This is a genomic window from Winogradskyella forsetii (assembly GCF_013394595.1).
Classification (GTDB): Bacteria; Bacteroidota; Bacteroidia; order Flavobacteriales; family Flavobacteriaceae; genus Winogradskyella; species Winogradskyella forsetii.
In genome coordinates, this window is the sequence record NZ_CP053348.1 from 1,490,370 (window position 1) to 1,505,805 (window position 15,436).

At 35.6% G+C, this 15,436-nt stretch carries 12 protein-coding genes; 10 read left to right on the forward strand and 2 right to left on the reverse strand.

What is annotated here, in order from left to right:
* Positions 1–83: 83 nt before the first annotated feature.
* From HM987_RS06490 to guaB, 5 genes are all read left to right on the forward strand, one after another.
* On the forward strand, positions 84–1,208 hold the full coding sequence (locus HM987_RS06490) for an imelysin family protein (protein ID WP_179006326.1): 1,125 nt from the start codon (positions 84–86) through the stop codon (positions 1,206–1,208).
* Between the two features lie 57 nt (positions 1,209–1,265).
* The gene (locus tag HM987_RS06495) at positions 1,266–2,630 is read left to right on the forward strand and encodes an HTTM domain-containing protein (RefSeq protein ID WP_179006328.1); all 1,365 of its coding nucleotides are present in this window, start codon (positions 1,266–1,268) and stop codon (positions 2,628–2,630) included.
* Positions 2,611–5,037: a TonB-dependent receptor domain-containing protein gene (locus HM987_RS06500; RefSeq protein WP_179006330.1), complete on the forward strand. Its 2,427-nt coding sequence runs from the start codon at positions 2,611–2,613 to the stop codon at positions 5,035–5,037. Before HM987_RS06495 ends, HM987_RS06500 begins: the two co-directional genes overlap by 20 nt.
* Positions 5,038–5,118: 81 nt before the next feature.
* Complete coding sequence (locus HM987_RS06505) at positions 5,119–5,556, forward strand: hypothetical protein (protein ID WP_229724631.1); 438 nt, start codon at positions 5,119–5,121, stop codon at positions 5,554–5,556.
* 48 nt (positions 5,557–5,604) lie between these two features.
* Positions 5,605–7,077 (forward strand): IMP dehydrogenase, encoded by a 1,473-nt coding sequence (gene guaB, locus HM987_RS06510; RefSeq protein ID WP_179006332.1) that lies wholly within the window; start codon positions 5,605–5,607, stop codon positions 7,075–7,077.
* Positions 7,078–7,162: 85 nt separating this feature from the next.
* Here guaB and HM987_RS06515 read toward each other — a convergent pair whose 3' ends face one another.
* Entirely contained in the window at positions 7,163–8,416 is a 1,254-nt protein-coding gene (locus HM987_RS06515) for an NRAMP family divalent metal transporter (RefSeq protein ID WP_179006334.1), read from the reverse strand.
* Between the two features lie 327 nt (positions 8,417–8,743).
* Between HM987_RS06515 and HM987_RS06520 the strand changes: the two genes are divergently transcribed.
* From HM987_RS06520 to HM987_RS06530, 3 genes are all read left to right on the forward strand, one after another.
* Positions 8,744–8,896, forward strand: a complete 153-nt coding sequence (locus HM987_RS06520) for a YqaE/Pmp3 family membrane protein (RefSeq protein WP_179006336.1) — start codon at positions 8,744–8,746, stop codon at positions 8,894–8,896.
* Positions 8,897–8,908: 12 nt separating this feature from the next.
* A complete protein-coding gene (locus HM987_RS06525) occupies positions 8,909–9,550 on the forward strand; it encodes an SDR family oxidoreductase (protein ID WP_179006338.1) in 642 nt (213 codons plus the stop codon).
* A gap of 71 nt (positions 9,551–9,621) precedes the next feature.
* Entirely contained in the window at positions 9,622–10,182 is a 561-nt protein-coding gene (locus HM987_RS06530) for a type 1 glutamine amidotransferase domain-containing protein (RefSeq protein WP_179006340.1), read from the forward strand.
* A 60-nt stretch (positions 10,183–10,242) separates the two neighbouring features.
* Here HM987_RS06530 and recG read toward each other — a convergent pair whose 3' ends face one another.
* Positions 10,243–12,357 (reverse strand): ATP-dependent DNA helicase RecG, encoded by a 2,115-nt coding sequence (gene recG / locus HM987_RS06535; RefSeq protein ID WP_179006342.1) that lies wholly within the window; start codon positions 12,355–12,357, stop codon positions 10,243–10,245.
* 196 nt (positions 12,358–12,553) lie between these two features.
* On the opposite strand from recG, the gene HM987_RS06540 reads away from it, so the two are divergent.
* Together HM987_RS06540 and HM987_RS06545 are read left to right on the forward strand one after the other, a co-directional pair.
* The gene (locus HM987_RS06540; RefSeq protein WP_179006344.1) at positions 12,554–14,521 is read left to right on the forward strand and encodes a M1 family metallopeptidase; all 1,968 of its coding nucleotides are present in this window, start codon (positions 12,554–12,556) and stop codon (positions 14,519–14,521) included.
* The gene (locus tag HM987_RS06545) at positions 14,521–15,429 is read left to right on the forward strand and encodes a patatin-like phospholipase family protein (protein ID WP_179006346.1); all 909 of its coding nucleotides are present in this window, start codon (positions 14,521–14,523) and stop codon (positions 15,427–15,429) included. Before HM987_RS06540 ends, HM987_RS06545 begins: the two co-directional genes overlap by 1 nt.
* The last annotated feature ends 7 nt before the right edge of the window (positions 15,430–15,436 follow it).

A 15,436-nucleotide genomic window follows, 5' to 3' on the forward strand; every position in this document is an offset into this window, starting at 1 on the left:
ATTGATGGATTATTAAGTATAAGTATTCATTAGGTAGAGTACTTATGCTTAAGTATCTTTGCAAACTGAAAAAAATAATAAATATGATTAAAAAAGCACTGATTCTTTTAGCTATTGTTTTTGTAGCTGCTGCTTGTAGTTCTTCAGATGAAGGTCCTGGGACTACTAACGATAATTTTGATAGAACAGCTTTATTGACCAATTTGGCTGACAATATTATTGTACCTGCATTAGAAAATTTTCAGACAAAACTTTCTGACCTTGATGTTGCCAGAGGAAATTTTATAAATGACATCAACGAGTCTAATTTAAATCTTTTAAGTGATGCTTGGTTAGAAGCTTACAAGGCATGGCAGCATATCGAAATGTTTAATATAGGTGAAGCAGAAACACAAGGAGGAAGTGCTAAAGGTTTTGTTGTGTTTTTTAATATTTATCCAGTTACAGTTTCAGAGATTGAAAATGGCGCAGCAAGTGGAGTTTACGATTTAAATTCTGCTAATTACCACGATGCCCAAGGATTTCCAGCTTTAGATTTTTTAATACATGGTGTGGCTGTTAGCGATACAAATCCAATAGAAAAGTTTACTACAAATGCGAATGCAATTGGTTATATCGATTATATGACTAATGTTCAATCTCAAATGAATAGTAAGTTTAGTGCAATTATAAATGATTGGCAAAATACATATAGAGATATTTTTGTTGCCAATTTGGCTTCAAGTTCTACTGGTTCTTTTAGTAAAATAGTTAATGATTTCGTATTTTATTATGAGGCAGGATTACGAAGAAATAAGGTTGGTATTCCGGCAGGAAACTTTTCAAATATGCCGTTGCCAGAAAAGGTAGAAGCATTTTATAAAAAAGATGTTTCTAAAATATTAGCACTAGAAGCAATGAATGCTGTCGTGGATTTTTTTAATGGTAGAAGCTTTGATAATTCCACAAACGGTGAAGGTTTTGCGAATTACTTGGATTATTTAGAAAGATCTGAATTAAAAACAGCAATAATTGATCAATTCAATACTGCGAGACAAAAAATTGAAGTTTTAGATAATAATTTTTATCAGCAAGTTAATACGGATAATACTAAAATGACCGAAGCATATGATGCCTTACAGATGGCTGTTGTATTGTTAAAAGTTGATATGATGGGAGCTTTTCAGGTGTCTTTAGATCCAGGTTATCAAGATAACGATGGTGATTAAATTAATTTAAGAAATCAAATTAGGATTCTCATCAATGAGAATCCTTTTTTTTGCTATATGCCAAGTAAACTAAATACATATTTCAAAGCACAAACCAATGCGGCACCTTTGGCGGTATTCAGAATAGGTTTTGGGGTTATGATGTTGGCAAGTATTATTCGATTTTGGTCCTATGGCTGGATAGAGAAATTATATATTGAACCAAAATTTCATTTTTCTTATTATGGGTTCGAATTTATAAAACCCATTGGCAATTACACTTATCTTATTTTTATTATTTGCGGACTTTCAGCTGCATTTATAGCATTAGGTTTAAAATACAGAATAGCGATCATAACCTTTTTTTTAAGCTTCACGTATATCGAGTTAATGGATAAGACCACCTATCTGAATCACTATTATTTTATAAGTGTGTTGAGTTTATTGATGTGTTTTTTACCAGCTAGTGCTTACTTTTCTTTAGATGCTATCATTAGAAAAAAGCAATACCATCAAATCCCTAAATGGACAATCGATGCTATTAAACTATTGTTAGGAATCGTTTATGTTTACGCTGGCTTAGCTAAAATTAATAGTGATTGGTTATTCAAAGCAATGCCACTAAAAATATGGCTACCATCCAAATATGATCTGCCATTTATTGGAGACAACATTTTGCAACAAGAATGGTTTCACATCGCTATGAGTTGGTCTGGAATGTTGTATGATTTAAGTATTCCTTTTTTATTACTTTATAAACGCACGCGCGTTTTTGCATTCGTCCTTGTGGTGTTTTTCCACATTTTTACTCGGGTTTTGTTTCCTATCGGAATGTTTCCTTATGTAATGATTGTAGGCACCTTAATTTTTTTCGATGCAAAAGTACATGAACGCCTATTGGAGGTGTTTCGAAAACTATTCAAATTTTTAAAGTTGAAATATGTAAAACTTGAAACTTCAACATATAGCTTTTCAAATCAAAATATAATTCTACCAATTTTAGGGTTGTTTTTCGCTATTCAATTACTTTTGCCATTTCGTTATATGTTGTATCCCAATGAATTATTTTGGACAGAAGAAGGCTATCGTTTTTCGTGGCGTGTGATGTTAATGGAAAAAGCGGGTTATGCAGAATTCAAGATTGTTGATGCTAAAAAAGGACAGTCGTTTTCGGTCAATAATTCAGATTTTTTAACGCCGTTCCAAGAAAAACAAATGAGCACACAACCTGATTTTATTTTGGAATATGCAAAGTATTTAGAGCAACATTTGAAAGCGCAAGGGCATGAAAATATCGAAATTTATGTAGACAGTTACGTGGCGCTCAACGGACGTTCTAGTGAACGTTATATCGACCCAAAAGTAGATTTGTTAAAGCAAACGGAATCATTTAAACCAAAAAATTGGATTTTACCATTTAAGGATGAAATTAAAGGACTATAGTTTATTCATAATATTTTTTGTCAGTGTATTTTTTCTAAGCGCACAACATAAGGTCTCTGGTATTGTGACGAGCAAAGTATCACAACAACCACTAAATAATGTTGAAGTTTACGATAAGGTTACAGGATTATTGGCGAAGTCAAATTCGGAAGGCTATTATGAATTTACGACCAAAAAGCAGAAACTAAGTTTAGTATTCTTTTCGTTCGAACATCAAATTATCGAAATTGACCTAATAATTGAAGATGATGTGGTTTTAAATCAACAATTAGAAACTATAGGCGAAGCATTGACAGCTGTCGAAATCACAGCGCGTAAAAACAAGGTATTCGAGTTAACACGATTAAGGGATGTCGAAGAAACAGCCATTTATGCCGGTAAAAAAACTGAAGTGGTTTTAGTAGAACAATCCATGGCAAATTTAGCAACCAATAATGCAAGACAATTGTACAGCCAGGTGGCAGGTTTAAATATTTACCAAAATGATGATGCAGGATTACAACTTAATATTGGTGGTCGAGGACTGGATCCAAACCGAACGGCCAATTTCAATACCAGACAGAATGGTTACGATATTAGCGCAGATGTTTTAGGTTACCCTGAAAGTTATTACTCGCCAGCTTCCGAAGGGTTAAGGCAAATTCAGGTCATTCGTGGTGCTGCGTCCTTACAGTATGGAACACAATTTGGAGGACTCATTAATTTTGTGATGAAAGAACCTAATCCAAATAAGCCATTCGAACTCATTACCAGAAACACTTTAGGAAGTTTTGGTTTATATACCAATTTCACGAGTCTGAGTGGTACAAAAAACAAATGGAGTTATTACACGTTTTTCAACTATAAAAAGGGCGATGGTTTTCGACCAAATTCAGAATTTGAATCTAAAAATATTTATGCACATATTGGATATCAGTTTAATGAGAACACCTCGTTGGCTGCAGAGCTTACTTATTTAGACTATTTAGCACAACAAGCTGGTGGATTAACAGATAGTATGTTTAATGAAGACCCTTATCAAAGCAATAGAGCTCGAAATTGGTTCGAGGTAGATTGGTTGCTTTACAATGTTAAATTCGCACATCAATTTTCAGAAGACACCAACTTTACGTTTAATTTTTTCGGATTGAATGCCTCCAGAAATGCATTGGGTTTTAGAACCAATAGAGTGAGTCAAGTAGATCCTGGTGTGGAACGCGATTTAATAAAAGGTGATTTTAATAATTACGGTTTTGAAACACGTCTATTAAGTAACTACCAAATATTCAATAAAGAAGCAACATTCTTAATCGGTTCAAAATTTTATAATGCGAATAATAGTCAGCAACAAGGACCTGGTTCGGATGGCATTGGTCCTGATTTCAATATAAGAACTGACGAATTTCCAAATTATTCAGATCAATCAGATTTTGATTTTCCCAACTTGAATGTAGCTGTATTCGGTGAAAATATCTTTTACCTGAATGATAAGTTTTCGGTTACACCAGGTTTTCGATTCGAGTATATAAAGACTGAAAGCGAAGGGTTTTACAAACGCATCAACACAGATGCAGCTGGCAATGTTATTTTTGAAGAAACCGTAGAAGATAATCGTGATTTTGAAAGGAATTTTGTCCTTTTAGGCTTGGGACTTAGTTATAAACCAACCACGAGTCTAGAGGTGTATGGAAATATTTCCCAGAATTACCGTTCCGTTACGTTTTCGGATATTAATATCAACAATCCTGCTTTTGTAATAAATCCAGACATTACAGATGAAGATGGATTTACCATAGATTTAGGTCTAAGGGGAAATTATAAATCTTTTGTCTCTTACGATGTAGGTGCATTCGCCTTATTATATAATGGTAGAATTGGATTTGTTCAAAAAGGACTGGCAGATGGCAGAGTAGTAAGTGAGCGAGGTAATATTGGCAATGCCGTTATGTATGGCGTGGAGTCTTTATTCGATTTTAATGTGAAAAAGCTATTCAAAATGAATAATGACTTCAGTCTGAATTATTTTATGAATACGTCCTTTATAGCATCGGAGTATACCAATTCTGACCAACCAGGCATTGAAGGCAATACTGTAGAGTTTGTACCAGATTTAAATTTAAAAACAGGATTACGATTTGGTTATAAAAATTTGATGGCCAATGTGCAATACACCTATTTAGGTCGTCAATTTACAGATGCAACCAATTCGGTAGATTCGAATTTAAGTGGAGTCATCGGAGAAATTCCAGAATATGACATTTTGGACCTATCATTATCATACTCTTACAGAAGGTTCAAACTAGAAACAGGACTCAATAATTTACTGGACAACGCCTATTTTACAAGACGAGCCACAGGCTATCCAGGACCAGGAATTATTCCGTCTGCACCTCGTAATTGGTTTACAACTTTAGAAGTTACATTTTAGTAATCTAAGATATCTTTAAAAAAACGTAGGAAAATAACCATGGATTACAAAAAAGAAGTAATTTGTGTTCAAAATTGAAATATGAAATCATTTTTCGCATTCTTATTAGTGTTAGTTTTATTTTCATCTTGTGGAAGTAAAAATCCAAAAATACTTAGTACTTCAACAAACCCTGTGAGAAACGCTAAAAATTATACACCATTCTTTGATATCTCCGAATATTCAAAAGATGAAGAATATGGTCTTACAGGTGATAAACCAGTTAAAGTTGGTGAAAAGAGCGTCCAAAATCAATTGCGTTATTTGTCTTCTTTGGCCGGACCCAATGGCGAAGAATTACAATTTCATAGAAGAGGGAGTTGCTGTGGGTATAAGAGTGAAAAAGGTCTTATGGGAACTGCACTGGTTGATGTTTACGAAGTAACATATGAAGGTTTAAAGGAACCAATTTTAGTTTATATCAGTTTTTATGACTTTGAAACGTTGTATATCCCAAAAGGTTTTATAAAGAGACTTTAATATCTTTAAAAAAGACTTACCTTTACACGCAATTATATCCTAATTGCCATGACAGCACACGAAAATAAAATTGTTGGAGAAGGTCTTACTTATGATGACGTACTCTTAGTCCCAGCATTCTCTGAAGTACTTCCTCGCGAAGTCAGTATTCAAACAAAATTTACCCGAAACATTACTATTAACATTCCTGTGATTTCAGCAGCAATGGATACGGTTACCGAAAGTAAAATGGCAATCGCCATGGCACAAGAAGGTGGTATAGGTGTGTTGCACAAAAACATGACGATTAAGCAGCAAGCTGATAAGGTGCGTCGCGTGAAACGTGCAGAAAGCGGCATGATTATCGACCCAGTTACCTTACCCTTAACGGCAACTGTATTTGATGCGAAGTCCAATATGGCAGAACACAGTATTGGCGGCATACCAATTGTGGATGACAATGGCAAGTTAAAAGGGATTGTAACCAATCGTGATTTAAGATTTGAGCACGAAAACGCTAAGCCAATTGTGGAGGTTATGACCAAGGAAAACTTGGTAACTGCTGCTGTAGGCACCTCTTTGAAGGATGCCGAAAAAATTCTTCAACAAAATAAAATCGAGAAATTGCTCATCGTAGATGAAAACTATAAGTTAGTTGGTCTCATTACCTTTAGAGACATTACTAAAGTGACCCAAAAGCCAAATGCTAATAAAGATACTTTCGGAAGATTGCGAGTAGCTGCTGCGATTGGCGTTACGGCAGATGCAGTTGAAAGAGCCTCAGCTTTGGTAAAAGCAGGTGTTGATGCGGTTATTATCGATACAGCTCATGGTCATACTAAGGGCGTAGTGATGGTACTGAAAGAAATTAAAAAGAAATTCCCTAAACTTGAAGTCATAGTAGGGAATATCGCCACTGGCGAAGCTGCAAAATATTTAGTGGAAGCTGGAGCAGATGCCGTTAAAGTCGGAATTGGTCCAGGTTCAATTTGTACCACTAGAGTAGTGGCAGGTGTTGGATTTCCTCAGTTTTCTGCAGTTTTGGAAGTCGCTGCTGCTATAAAAGGTACTGGTGTTCCTGTGATTGCTGATGGAGGTATTCGTTATACAGGCGATATTCCTAAAGCAATTGCTGCTGGTGCAGATACCGTAATGTTAGGATCGCTTTTAGCGGGAACAAAAGAAAGTCCGGGAGAAACCATTATCTACGAAGGCCGAAAATTCAAATCTTACAGAGGTATGGGTTCTGTTGAAGCCATGAAACAAGGGAGTAAAGACCGTTATTTTCAAGATGTGGAAGATGATATTAAAAAATTAGTGCCAGAAGGCATCGTTGGTCGTGTGCCCTATAAAGGTGAATTGGTAGAAAGTATCCATCAATTTGTTGGTGGCCTCAGAGCAGGAATGGGGTATTGTGGTGCCAAAGACATCGAAACCTTAAAGGAAAATGGACGCTTTGTAAAGATTACTAGTTCTGGCATTAACGAAAGTCATCCACATGATGTGACGATTACTAAGGAAGCGCCTAATTATTCGCGTTAACAAATTCATCCACTGATTGAACTTGTTTTGGCACTTGGTGAATCTTTCAATATGTAAATATAGTCTTAGTTGTGTGCCATTAATTTCAAAAAATCAAGATCCAACCATAATAAAGCGCCAGCAATGACAAAAAGCTGATTCCGAGATAAGTCAAAATTTGTAATCCTCTTTTAGGACGATTCGCTTCGGGAACATCACTGCTCATCACATTTCTCAAATTCATATAACCAATAATTGGTGCCAAAACGAATGAGGTCGTTGTTGCAATTGCAAGGATTAATCCCAAATTTGCACCCAAAGTATAAAGGACAACGATGCTAACAATAGCTATAATAATGATGCCTATAGCGTAGTATTTTTTACCAGCAAATTTTTCATGTTTTCCAACAAGTAATCCAATGATGTCAATACTAACCCTCGAAATGGCATCGTGTTGCGTAAGGCAAGTGCTGTACATTGTGGCAAAGGCAGATACGGCTATAAAAACATAGGCCCAATCACCAATATGTGTAGTAAATAACGTGATGACCTGATCCGCAAAGGTTATGGCATTACCGCTCAATTCGGTTCCAGAACCGTAAAGTGTCATACATCCAATAATTAGGAAGAAAATAGCAAGAATAGTCGTTAATATATAGCCCGTATTAAATTCCCGTAATGCATCTTTTAAAGTTGGTTTATATTGATCAACCTTATATTTTTCAGCACTCCAAAGACTTAACCAGCTACTGGCTTCAACTGCCGTGGGCATCCAACCAATTAATGTGATAAGGAACAGAATCCCTAATTCATCAAATAGTTTAGGCGGATCAAAGTTAACTATGGTCGTTGCCGATCCTGAATTGATAACAAGAATAGTTGTTGCCAGCAAAGCAATAAACAGGATAGGAATTAGAAATTTTAACGTGGTCTCTAAAAGTTTATACTTACCAATAATTAATAAAATACTATTAAAAACAAACAAGCAAACGGCAATCGTAGTGAAGGAAATACCTTCAATCCCAAAAAGATTGATGAAAAGTCCTGCGGTTATCGAACAGAGTGCAGCAGGACCTGCTACGCTCGTTATCAAAGTTATCAAAGCGTAAAGCCACAAATAGCCTTTGCCTCTTTTATGGTAACCTTCAATAATACTTTTTCCTGTAACATTTGTATAACGAATACCAAACTCAAAAAATGGATATTTTAAGACATTGGCTAAGATGATTGGAATAATCATAATCCAGCCGTATTGTGCGCCAGCCTTTGTGGAAAGGACTAAGTGAGAGGTGCCAATAGCCATACTGGCAAACAAAAGTCCTGGCCCAAGGTTTTTAATTAGTGTTTTTAGTTTAGACATCTTGTTTGGTTGGTGATTTTGGTGAGTTAGATTTTATAGTAGGATATCTTTAGTTTGTGCTATTGTTCAACTTTTAGGATTTATAACTGTTTTTGGCTATGTGCTTGCACTTTTTTTATTCCTAAATATTCAAAATTATAAACGAAAAGAAGTCTAAATTGATTTAGATCAACTGAATTAACGTACTCAAATGTTTAAAAATAAGCCAATTCTACTGCAATCATAAAGTTTTGCCAAATTATTAATCGGATTAATATAGGAACCATTAGCGATAAGGTTTGGTGGTAATTCTACCTAACTTCGAATTGAACCAAAAAAAACAAAATTATGTCAATACTAACAGTAATCTTATGTATTCTGCTTCCCCCTTTAGCGGTTTTTTTAAAACATGGCTTAGGAACAGAGTTTCTAATTAGTTTAATCTTAACAATAATTGGATGGCTGCCAGGCGTCATTTATGCATTTTACGTAAATAGTTAATATAAAAAAATAATGGAAAATATACTAGTCGCAGGTGCTAATGGCACCACAGGAAAACAAATAGTAAAACTTTTAAAAGCTTCACAATACTTTAATCCTATCGCAATGGTTAGAGAACGTGAGCAAATGGAACAGTTTTCAAATCAAAAGATTGATGTGGTATGCGCAGATTTAACAGAAGATCTAACACACGCCATTGAAGGTGTTGATAAAGTGATCTTTGCTGCTGGCTCTGGCGGTAAAAACGTCGTTGAAGTTGATCAAGAGGGTGCAAAACGCTTAATAGCTGTTTCTAAAATGGCTAATGTGAAAAAATTTGTAATGCTAAGTTCCATGGGAGCTGATAATCCTGAAGCCGTTGAAGATCTGCAAGATTATTTAGAAGCAAAGCAAAATGCCGACGAGCATCTTAAAAACAGTGGATTGAATTATACGATTGTAAGACCAGGCACTTTAAATAATTCCGAAGGAAAGGGAAAAATTGAATTAAAAGAAAAATTTAACAAGCAAGGCGAAATCAGCAGGGCAGATGTTGCACAAACCTTAGTTAGAGCGCTGCATGATGATGCGCCTAAAAATTCAACATTTGAAATCTTGGAAGGCGATACGCTAATAGGGGAAGCTTTGAGTGCATCTTCAGCCGTGGTTAGTTAGGTTTAGCCTATGGAATTGAATTTGAATACTACGACAAGAAAATCATACACATAACACAATAAAAAATAAAAATGGAAAATTTAAATAAAAAAACAGTAGCTATATTAGCTACCAACGGATTTGAAGAAAGCGAATTAAGAGAACCAAAAAAAGCCTTGGAAAATGCAGGAGCGGATGTACATATTGTATCTCTGGAATCTGGAGAGATTAAAAGTTGGTCTGATGGAAATTGGAGCCAATCCTACAAGGTTGATAAAACACTGAGCGAAGTCGATCAAAAAGATTACAACGCCTTGGTTTTGCCTGGAGGTCAAATGAATCCAGATATATTAAGAAACGATAAAAATGCGGTGTCATTTGTAAAATCATTTTTTGACAACCATAAACCAGTAGCAGCCATATGCCATGGTCCATGGTTATTAGCAGAAGCAGGTGTCCTAAAAGGCAGAAAAATAACCTCTTATAGCTCAATAAAGACCGACATGATAAATGCTGGTGCTAATTGGGTAGATGAAGAAGTGGTTGTAGATTCTGGATTGGTCACAAGTAGAAATCCTAATGATTTACCAGCATTCAACGCTAAAATCGTTGAAGAAGTTTATGAAGGTAAACATGAAGAGCAGACTGCGTAATCTCAGAAATAAGCAAAACTGTAAATTACAGAAAGACATCCTTAATTGGGTGTCTTTTTTTTAGCTAATATAATTCCAAATATTGCGATACTTACTCATTTCCCGATAGGTGTTAAGAATCGGTTTGTGCTCTGTCAATTTTAAACTGGGATCAAGCTTTAATATATTTTTGGCATAATAACGTGCTTGCTGTAAAATATCCTTATCCTTTATGATATCTGCAATTCTAAGATTTAAAACACCGCTTTGTTGCGTTCCCATGATATCGCCAGGACCTCTAAGTTTTAAATCCACATCAGCAATTTCAAAACCATCAGTTGAGCTAACCATAGTCTGTATTCGGGTTTTGCTATTCTCGCCAAGTTTGTGGCTTGTCATTAAAATACAATAACTTTGTTCCGCACCTCGACCAACACGTCCACGTAATTGGTGTAATTGTGATAAACCAAAGCGCTCCGCACTTTCAATAATCATTACCGAAGCGTTTGGCACGTTAACACCAACTTCAATAACCGTTGTGGCAACCATGATTTGGGTTTCGCCTTTCACAAAACGTTCCATTTCAAAATCCTTGTCTGCTGGTTTCATTTTGCCATGAACAATGGAAATTTGATAATCTGGCATTGGAAATTCTCGCGATATACTCTCATAACCATCCATTAAATCCTTATAATCCATTTTTTCGCTCTCTTGAATTAAGGGATAGACGATATAAATTTGTCTTCCCAAGGCAATTTCATCTTTTATAAATTTGAAAACTTTCAGTCGATTACTATCAAATCTATGAACCGTTTTTATCGGTTTTCTACCGGCTGGTAATTCGTCAATTACAGAGATATCCAAGTCGCCATAAACTGACATGGCTAAGGTTCTTGGAATTGGAGTTGCGGTCATCACAAGTACATGTGGAGGAGAGGTGTTTTTGTGCCATAATCTACTCCGTTGTTCCACTCCAAAACGATGTTGCTCATCGATAATGGCAAGTCCTAAATTTTTGAATTTAACCTTATCTTCAAGCAGTGCATGTGTGCCAACTAAGATCTGTAAATTGCCGTTTTCAAGATTTTTATGAATCTCCTTTCGTTCTGAAGTTTTAGTTGAACCAGTAAGCAATGAAATACTGATATTAAGTGGTTTACATAATTCACTTAATCCTTGGTAGTGTTGGACTGACAAAATAGCAGTCGGAGCCATTAAGCAACATTGAAAACCATTGTCAAGTCCCATCAGTATTGACATAAAGGCGACAATGGTTTTTCCAGAGCCTACATCACCTTGCAAAAGTCGATTCATCTGTGCATTGCTTCCTAAATCCTGCCTAATTTCTTTTAAAACCCGCTTCTGCGCATTGGTTAATTCAAACGGTAAATGGTCCTTGTAAAACGTATTGAAATAGTCACCTACTTTGTCAAAAGTAAAGCCTTTTATTTTAGATTTATGAATAAGATTTTTAATAATTAACTGCAGTTGTATGTAAAATAATTCTTCAAATTTTAATCGAAATTGCGCTTTGGAAAGTAGCTCTGGAGACTTCGGAAAATGAATATTAAAGAGGGCATCAGATTTTGAAATTAATTTCAATTCGGATCGTAGGGAGTCGGGTAGAGTTTCTGTAAATCGTCCATTGGTTTCCAAAAACAATTGTTGCATTATTTTAGAGACCACTTTGTTCGTAACCCCTTTGTTTGATAATTTTTCGGTGGAAGGATAGATGGCTTGCATGGCAGAACGTAAATTACTTTCATGTTCGGACTGCAATTCAATTTCAGGGTGAGGCATGCTGTATTTGCCGCTAAACCAATTGGTCTTTCCGAAAATCACATAAGGTTGACCAACTTTTAAGCTTTCTCTAATCCACTTCTGGCCACGGAACCAAACCAATTCCATCATTCCTGTATCGTCCCTAAAATCAGCGACTAAACGTTTGCCTCTCCCGACGCTTCGGGATTGAGCGACTTCTCTAAAACCAGTTATTTGTCCTGTAATTTGAACTTCAGCATTATTGCGCTGTAATTCGTTGATTTTGTAATACTTGGTGCGATCTATATAGCGGTTTGGAAATAAATTGATGAGGTCTTGATAGGTTTTAATTCCCAATTCTGAGCGCAACAAATCCGCCCGGTTCGGACCAACACCTTTTAGGTAATCAATGGGAGTTTGTAAATTCACGCTCATAGTTGCGAATTTACCAAATTCCTGCGAAGGCAGGAATCTCTTTCAATTAAGAATTAACTTAATTTAGAGACTGCGCGTTGGTTTGTCATTCTGAATAAATTGTGTAACCTTTAAAAATATGTTATTTATTTTAGGTAACTTTTAAGAAATGATATAAAACCTTTACTTTGGTGTCATTGTTGATTTTAAATTTTTTATGAAGAAAACATTAGTCCTTTTTTGTCTTTTTGTGGCGAGTCTGTCTTTTGCTCAGCAGACGGATTATGTGGATTTTATTGCAGTAAATGCAGAGTTAGAGTTTAAGCCAGATGAAAAACAAATTGTTTTTCGTGCAAAATACACTTTTAAAATATTGAAGGCTGTAGACTCGGTTTATCTAGATGCCAAGAGTACTTACCATTATGAGTTGCATGATAGTAATTTTAAAGGTGGAATTCGTACGTCGACTAAAAACAAAATGGTAATTCGAAGTAGCGAATTTGAAATAGATAAAATATATAATTTTACAATTATATGTTTTTCGTATCCGAAAAAAGCCATGTATTTCACTCAACAAAATAATGATATTCAAATATGGACACAAGGTCAAGGTAAATACACTAGTAATTGGTTGCCAAGCATTGATGATGTAAACGATAAAATTGAATTTGATATCTCAATTACCTATCCAAATGGTTATGAGGCCTTGGCGAATGGAAAATTAATTAACAAAGAGGTTGGGGATTCTTTGACGATATGGAATTACGACATGAAAAAACCTATGTCAAGCTACCTAGTAGCACTAGCAATAGGCAAATACAACAAAAAAACAGAAACCTCTAAAAGTGGCATTCCATTAGAATATTACTATTACCCAGAAGACTCCCTAAAAGTTGAACCGACCTATCGCTACTCCAAAAGAATGTTCGATTTTTTGGAAGAAGAAATCGGTTTTGCCTATCCATGGCAAAATTACAAACAAGTGCCTGTGCACGATTTTCTTTATGCTGGTATGGAAAACACGAGCTTAACTATTTTTTCGGATGCCTTTGTGGTCGATTCCATTGGTTTTAATGATAAAAACTATGTCAATGTAAATGCACACGAGTTGGCGCATCAATGGTTTGGGGATTTGGTAACAGCTAAATCTGGTGAGCACCATTGGTTGCAAGAAGGGTTTGCAACCTATTATGCGCATTTGGCTGAACGCGATATTTTTGGGGATAATCATTTCTATTTTAAACTTTTGGAGTCTGCAATAGAGTTGGGCAAACAAGATCTTTCTGGAAGCGGCACGTCACTTTTAAATCCTGAGTCGAGTAGCTTGACGTTTTACCAGCGAGGCGCTTGGGTATTGCATGCCTTAAGAACTAAAGTTGGTGACAAGGTGTTTAGGCAAGCGGTGAAAAATTATCTCGAGAAATACCAATTCGATAATGTGGAAACTTCTGATTTTATCCAAGAAGTTGAGCGTGTGTATGGGCAATCCTTGTCTAGTTTTGTGAATTTGTGGATTAAGCAAAAAGCGTTTCCTGTGGATAATGCCTTTGATGTGTTACAACAGCAATCCACCTATATAAACGAATTTTTAATGGTAGACTGCTTTGCAAAATCCTCTAAGTGTGCCGAATACCTTAAATATTATGTTTCAGATGAGGCTAAAGCAAAAATCATTTCACAAGTTCCAGAGCTTGTGACTGCCGAAACATTTAACAACGGTTTAAAAGTGCGCCAAGCAATAGCCAAGTATGTGCGACAAATTCCAAAAAGTTTAAAGGACAACTATGAAACGCTTTTAGATGATAAATCTTATGTCACTATAGAAAATGCGTTGTACAATCTTTGGTCAAGTTTTCCTGAGGATCGGGCAAAATATCTTTTTAAAACCAGGAACGTCGTTGGTTTCAACGATAAAAATGTGAGGTTGTTATGGATAGTGCTAAATCTCAGTACGCCCTTCTATGAAGCGGACAACAAACAGGCCTTGTTTAACGAGTTGTTGAGTTATTCGGATGAAGAGCACAATGCGGACTTAAGAATGAATGCATTCCGGTATTTAAAAATGATAAAATCCTGCAATGAAGATTGTATGGCCAATTTGGAAAACGCAAAATCGCACCATAACTGGCGATTGGTTAAATTTGCTAAAGAATTATCAGAAGAACTAGGGAAAAATAAGGAGTAATGCGAGCATTGGTCATATCTGGTGGAGGAAGTAAAGGCGCATTCGCAGGTGGTGTGGCGCAATATCTTATTGAAAATAAAAAGCATCAATACGATTTGCTTATTGGTACTTCAACAGGAAGTTTGCTAGTGTCTCACTTGGGTTTGAAGAACGTAGAGAAAATAAAGGAAGTCTATACCAATGTTGATCAAGCAGCTATATTTGATAGTTGCCCTTTTATAACGAAAAAGAAAAAAGGCGTGGTAACCATTGGCATTAATCATCTTACGGTGCTTTTAAATTTATTGAAAGGCCATAAAACATTTGGAACGAGTTTAAACTTAAAAAAACTCATTAAAAATAAATTGTCGAAAGAAGAATTTAATGCGCTCAAAAACAGTCAAACAGACATTGTAGTTACAGTTTCAAACTTATCACTTAACCAGGTCGAATATAAATCGATTAAGGATTTTGACTATGAGGAGTTCTGCGAATGGATCTGGATTTCCTGTAATTATACGCCCTTTATGTCTTTGGTTAAGAAAAATGGTTGTGAATATGCTGATGGCGGACTTGGTTCTATGGTGCCAATTGAAGAGGCTATTAAACGCGGTGCCACAACGGTAGATGCTATTATTTTGCAAACGGAAGTCTCGCAACTCAACAGAATGCCATCCATCAATGCCTTTTCGTTACTGACCAATATGTTTGCTTTTATGTTAGATAGAATTGAAAGTCAAAATATTAGGATCGGTAAATTTGTGGCTTCAAATCAAGAAGCTATCATTAATTTTTATTACACACCAACCGTTTTAACCACCAATTCTTTGATTTTTGATAAGCTTAAAATGACAAAATGGTGGGAAAGTGGATTTAATTACGCCAAATATAAAAATGAAGAGCTAAGTCCTTTGGAAACTGAACAATGAAATCGTA

What these genes read in the sequence shown, in the direction of transcription:
- HM987_RS06525 (WP_179006338.1), top strand. Translation starts at nt 8,909, where the DNA reads ATGGAAAATATACTAGTCGCAGGTGCTAATGGCACCACAGGAAAACAA.
- HM987_RS06505 (WP_229724631.1), top strand. Translation starts at nt 5,119, where the DNA reads ATGAAATCATTTTTCGCATTCTTATTAGTGTTAGTTTTATTTTCATCT.
- recG (WP_179006342.1), bottom strand. Translation starts at nt 12,357, where the DNA reads ATGAGCGTGAATTTACAAACTCCCATTGATTACCTAAAAGGTGTTGGT.
- HM987_RS06500 (WP_179006330.1), top strand. Translation starts at nt 2,611, where the DNA reads ATGAAATTAAAGGACTATAGTTTATTCATAATATTTTTTGTCAGTGTA.
- HM987_RS06495 (WP_179006328.1), top strand. Translation starts at nt 1,266, where the DNA reads ATGCCAAGTAAACTAAATACATATTTCAAAGCACAAACCAATGCGGCA.
- HM987_RS06520 (WP_179006336.1), top strand. Translation starts at nt 8,744, where the DNA reads ATGTCAATACTAACAGTAATCTTATGTATTCTGCTTCCCCCTTTAGCG.
- HM987_RS06545 (WP_179006346.1), top strand. Translation starts at nt 14,521, where the DNA reads ATGCGAGCATTGGTCATATCTGGTGGAGGAAGTAAAGGCGCATTCGCA.
- HM987_RS06515 (WP_179006334.1), bottom strand. Translation starts at nt 8,416, where the DNA reads ATGTCTAAACTAAAAACACTAATTAAAAACCTTGGGCCAGGACTTTTG.
- HM987_RS06540 (WP_179006344.1), top strand. Translation starts at nt 12,554, where the DNA reads ATGAAGAAAACATTAGTCCTTTTTTGTCTTTTTGTGGCGAGTCTGTCT.
- guaB (WP_179006332.1), top strand. Translation starts at nt 5,605, where the DNA reads ATGACAGCACACGAAAATAAAATTGTTGGAGAAGGTCTTACTTATGAT.
- HM987_RS06530 (WP_179006340.1), top strand. Translation starts at nt 9,622, where the DNA reads ATGGAAAATTTAAATAAAAAAACAGTAGCTATATTAGCTACCAACGGA.
- HM987_RS06490 (WP_179006326.1), top strand. Translation starts at nt 84, where the DNA reads ATGATTAAAAAAGCACTGATTCTTTTAGCTATTGTTTTTGTAGCTGCT.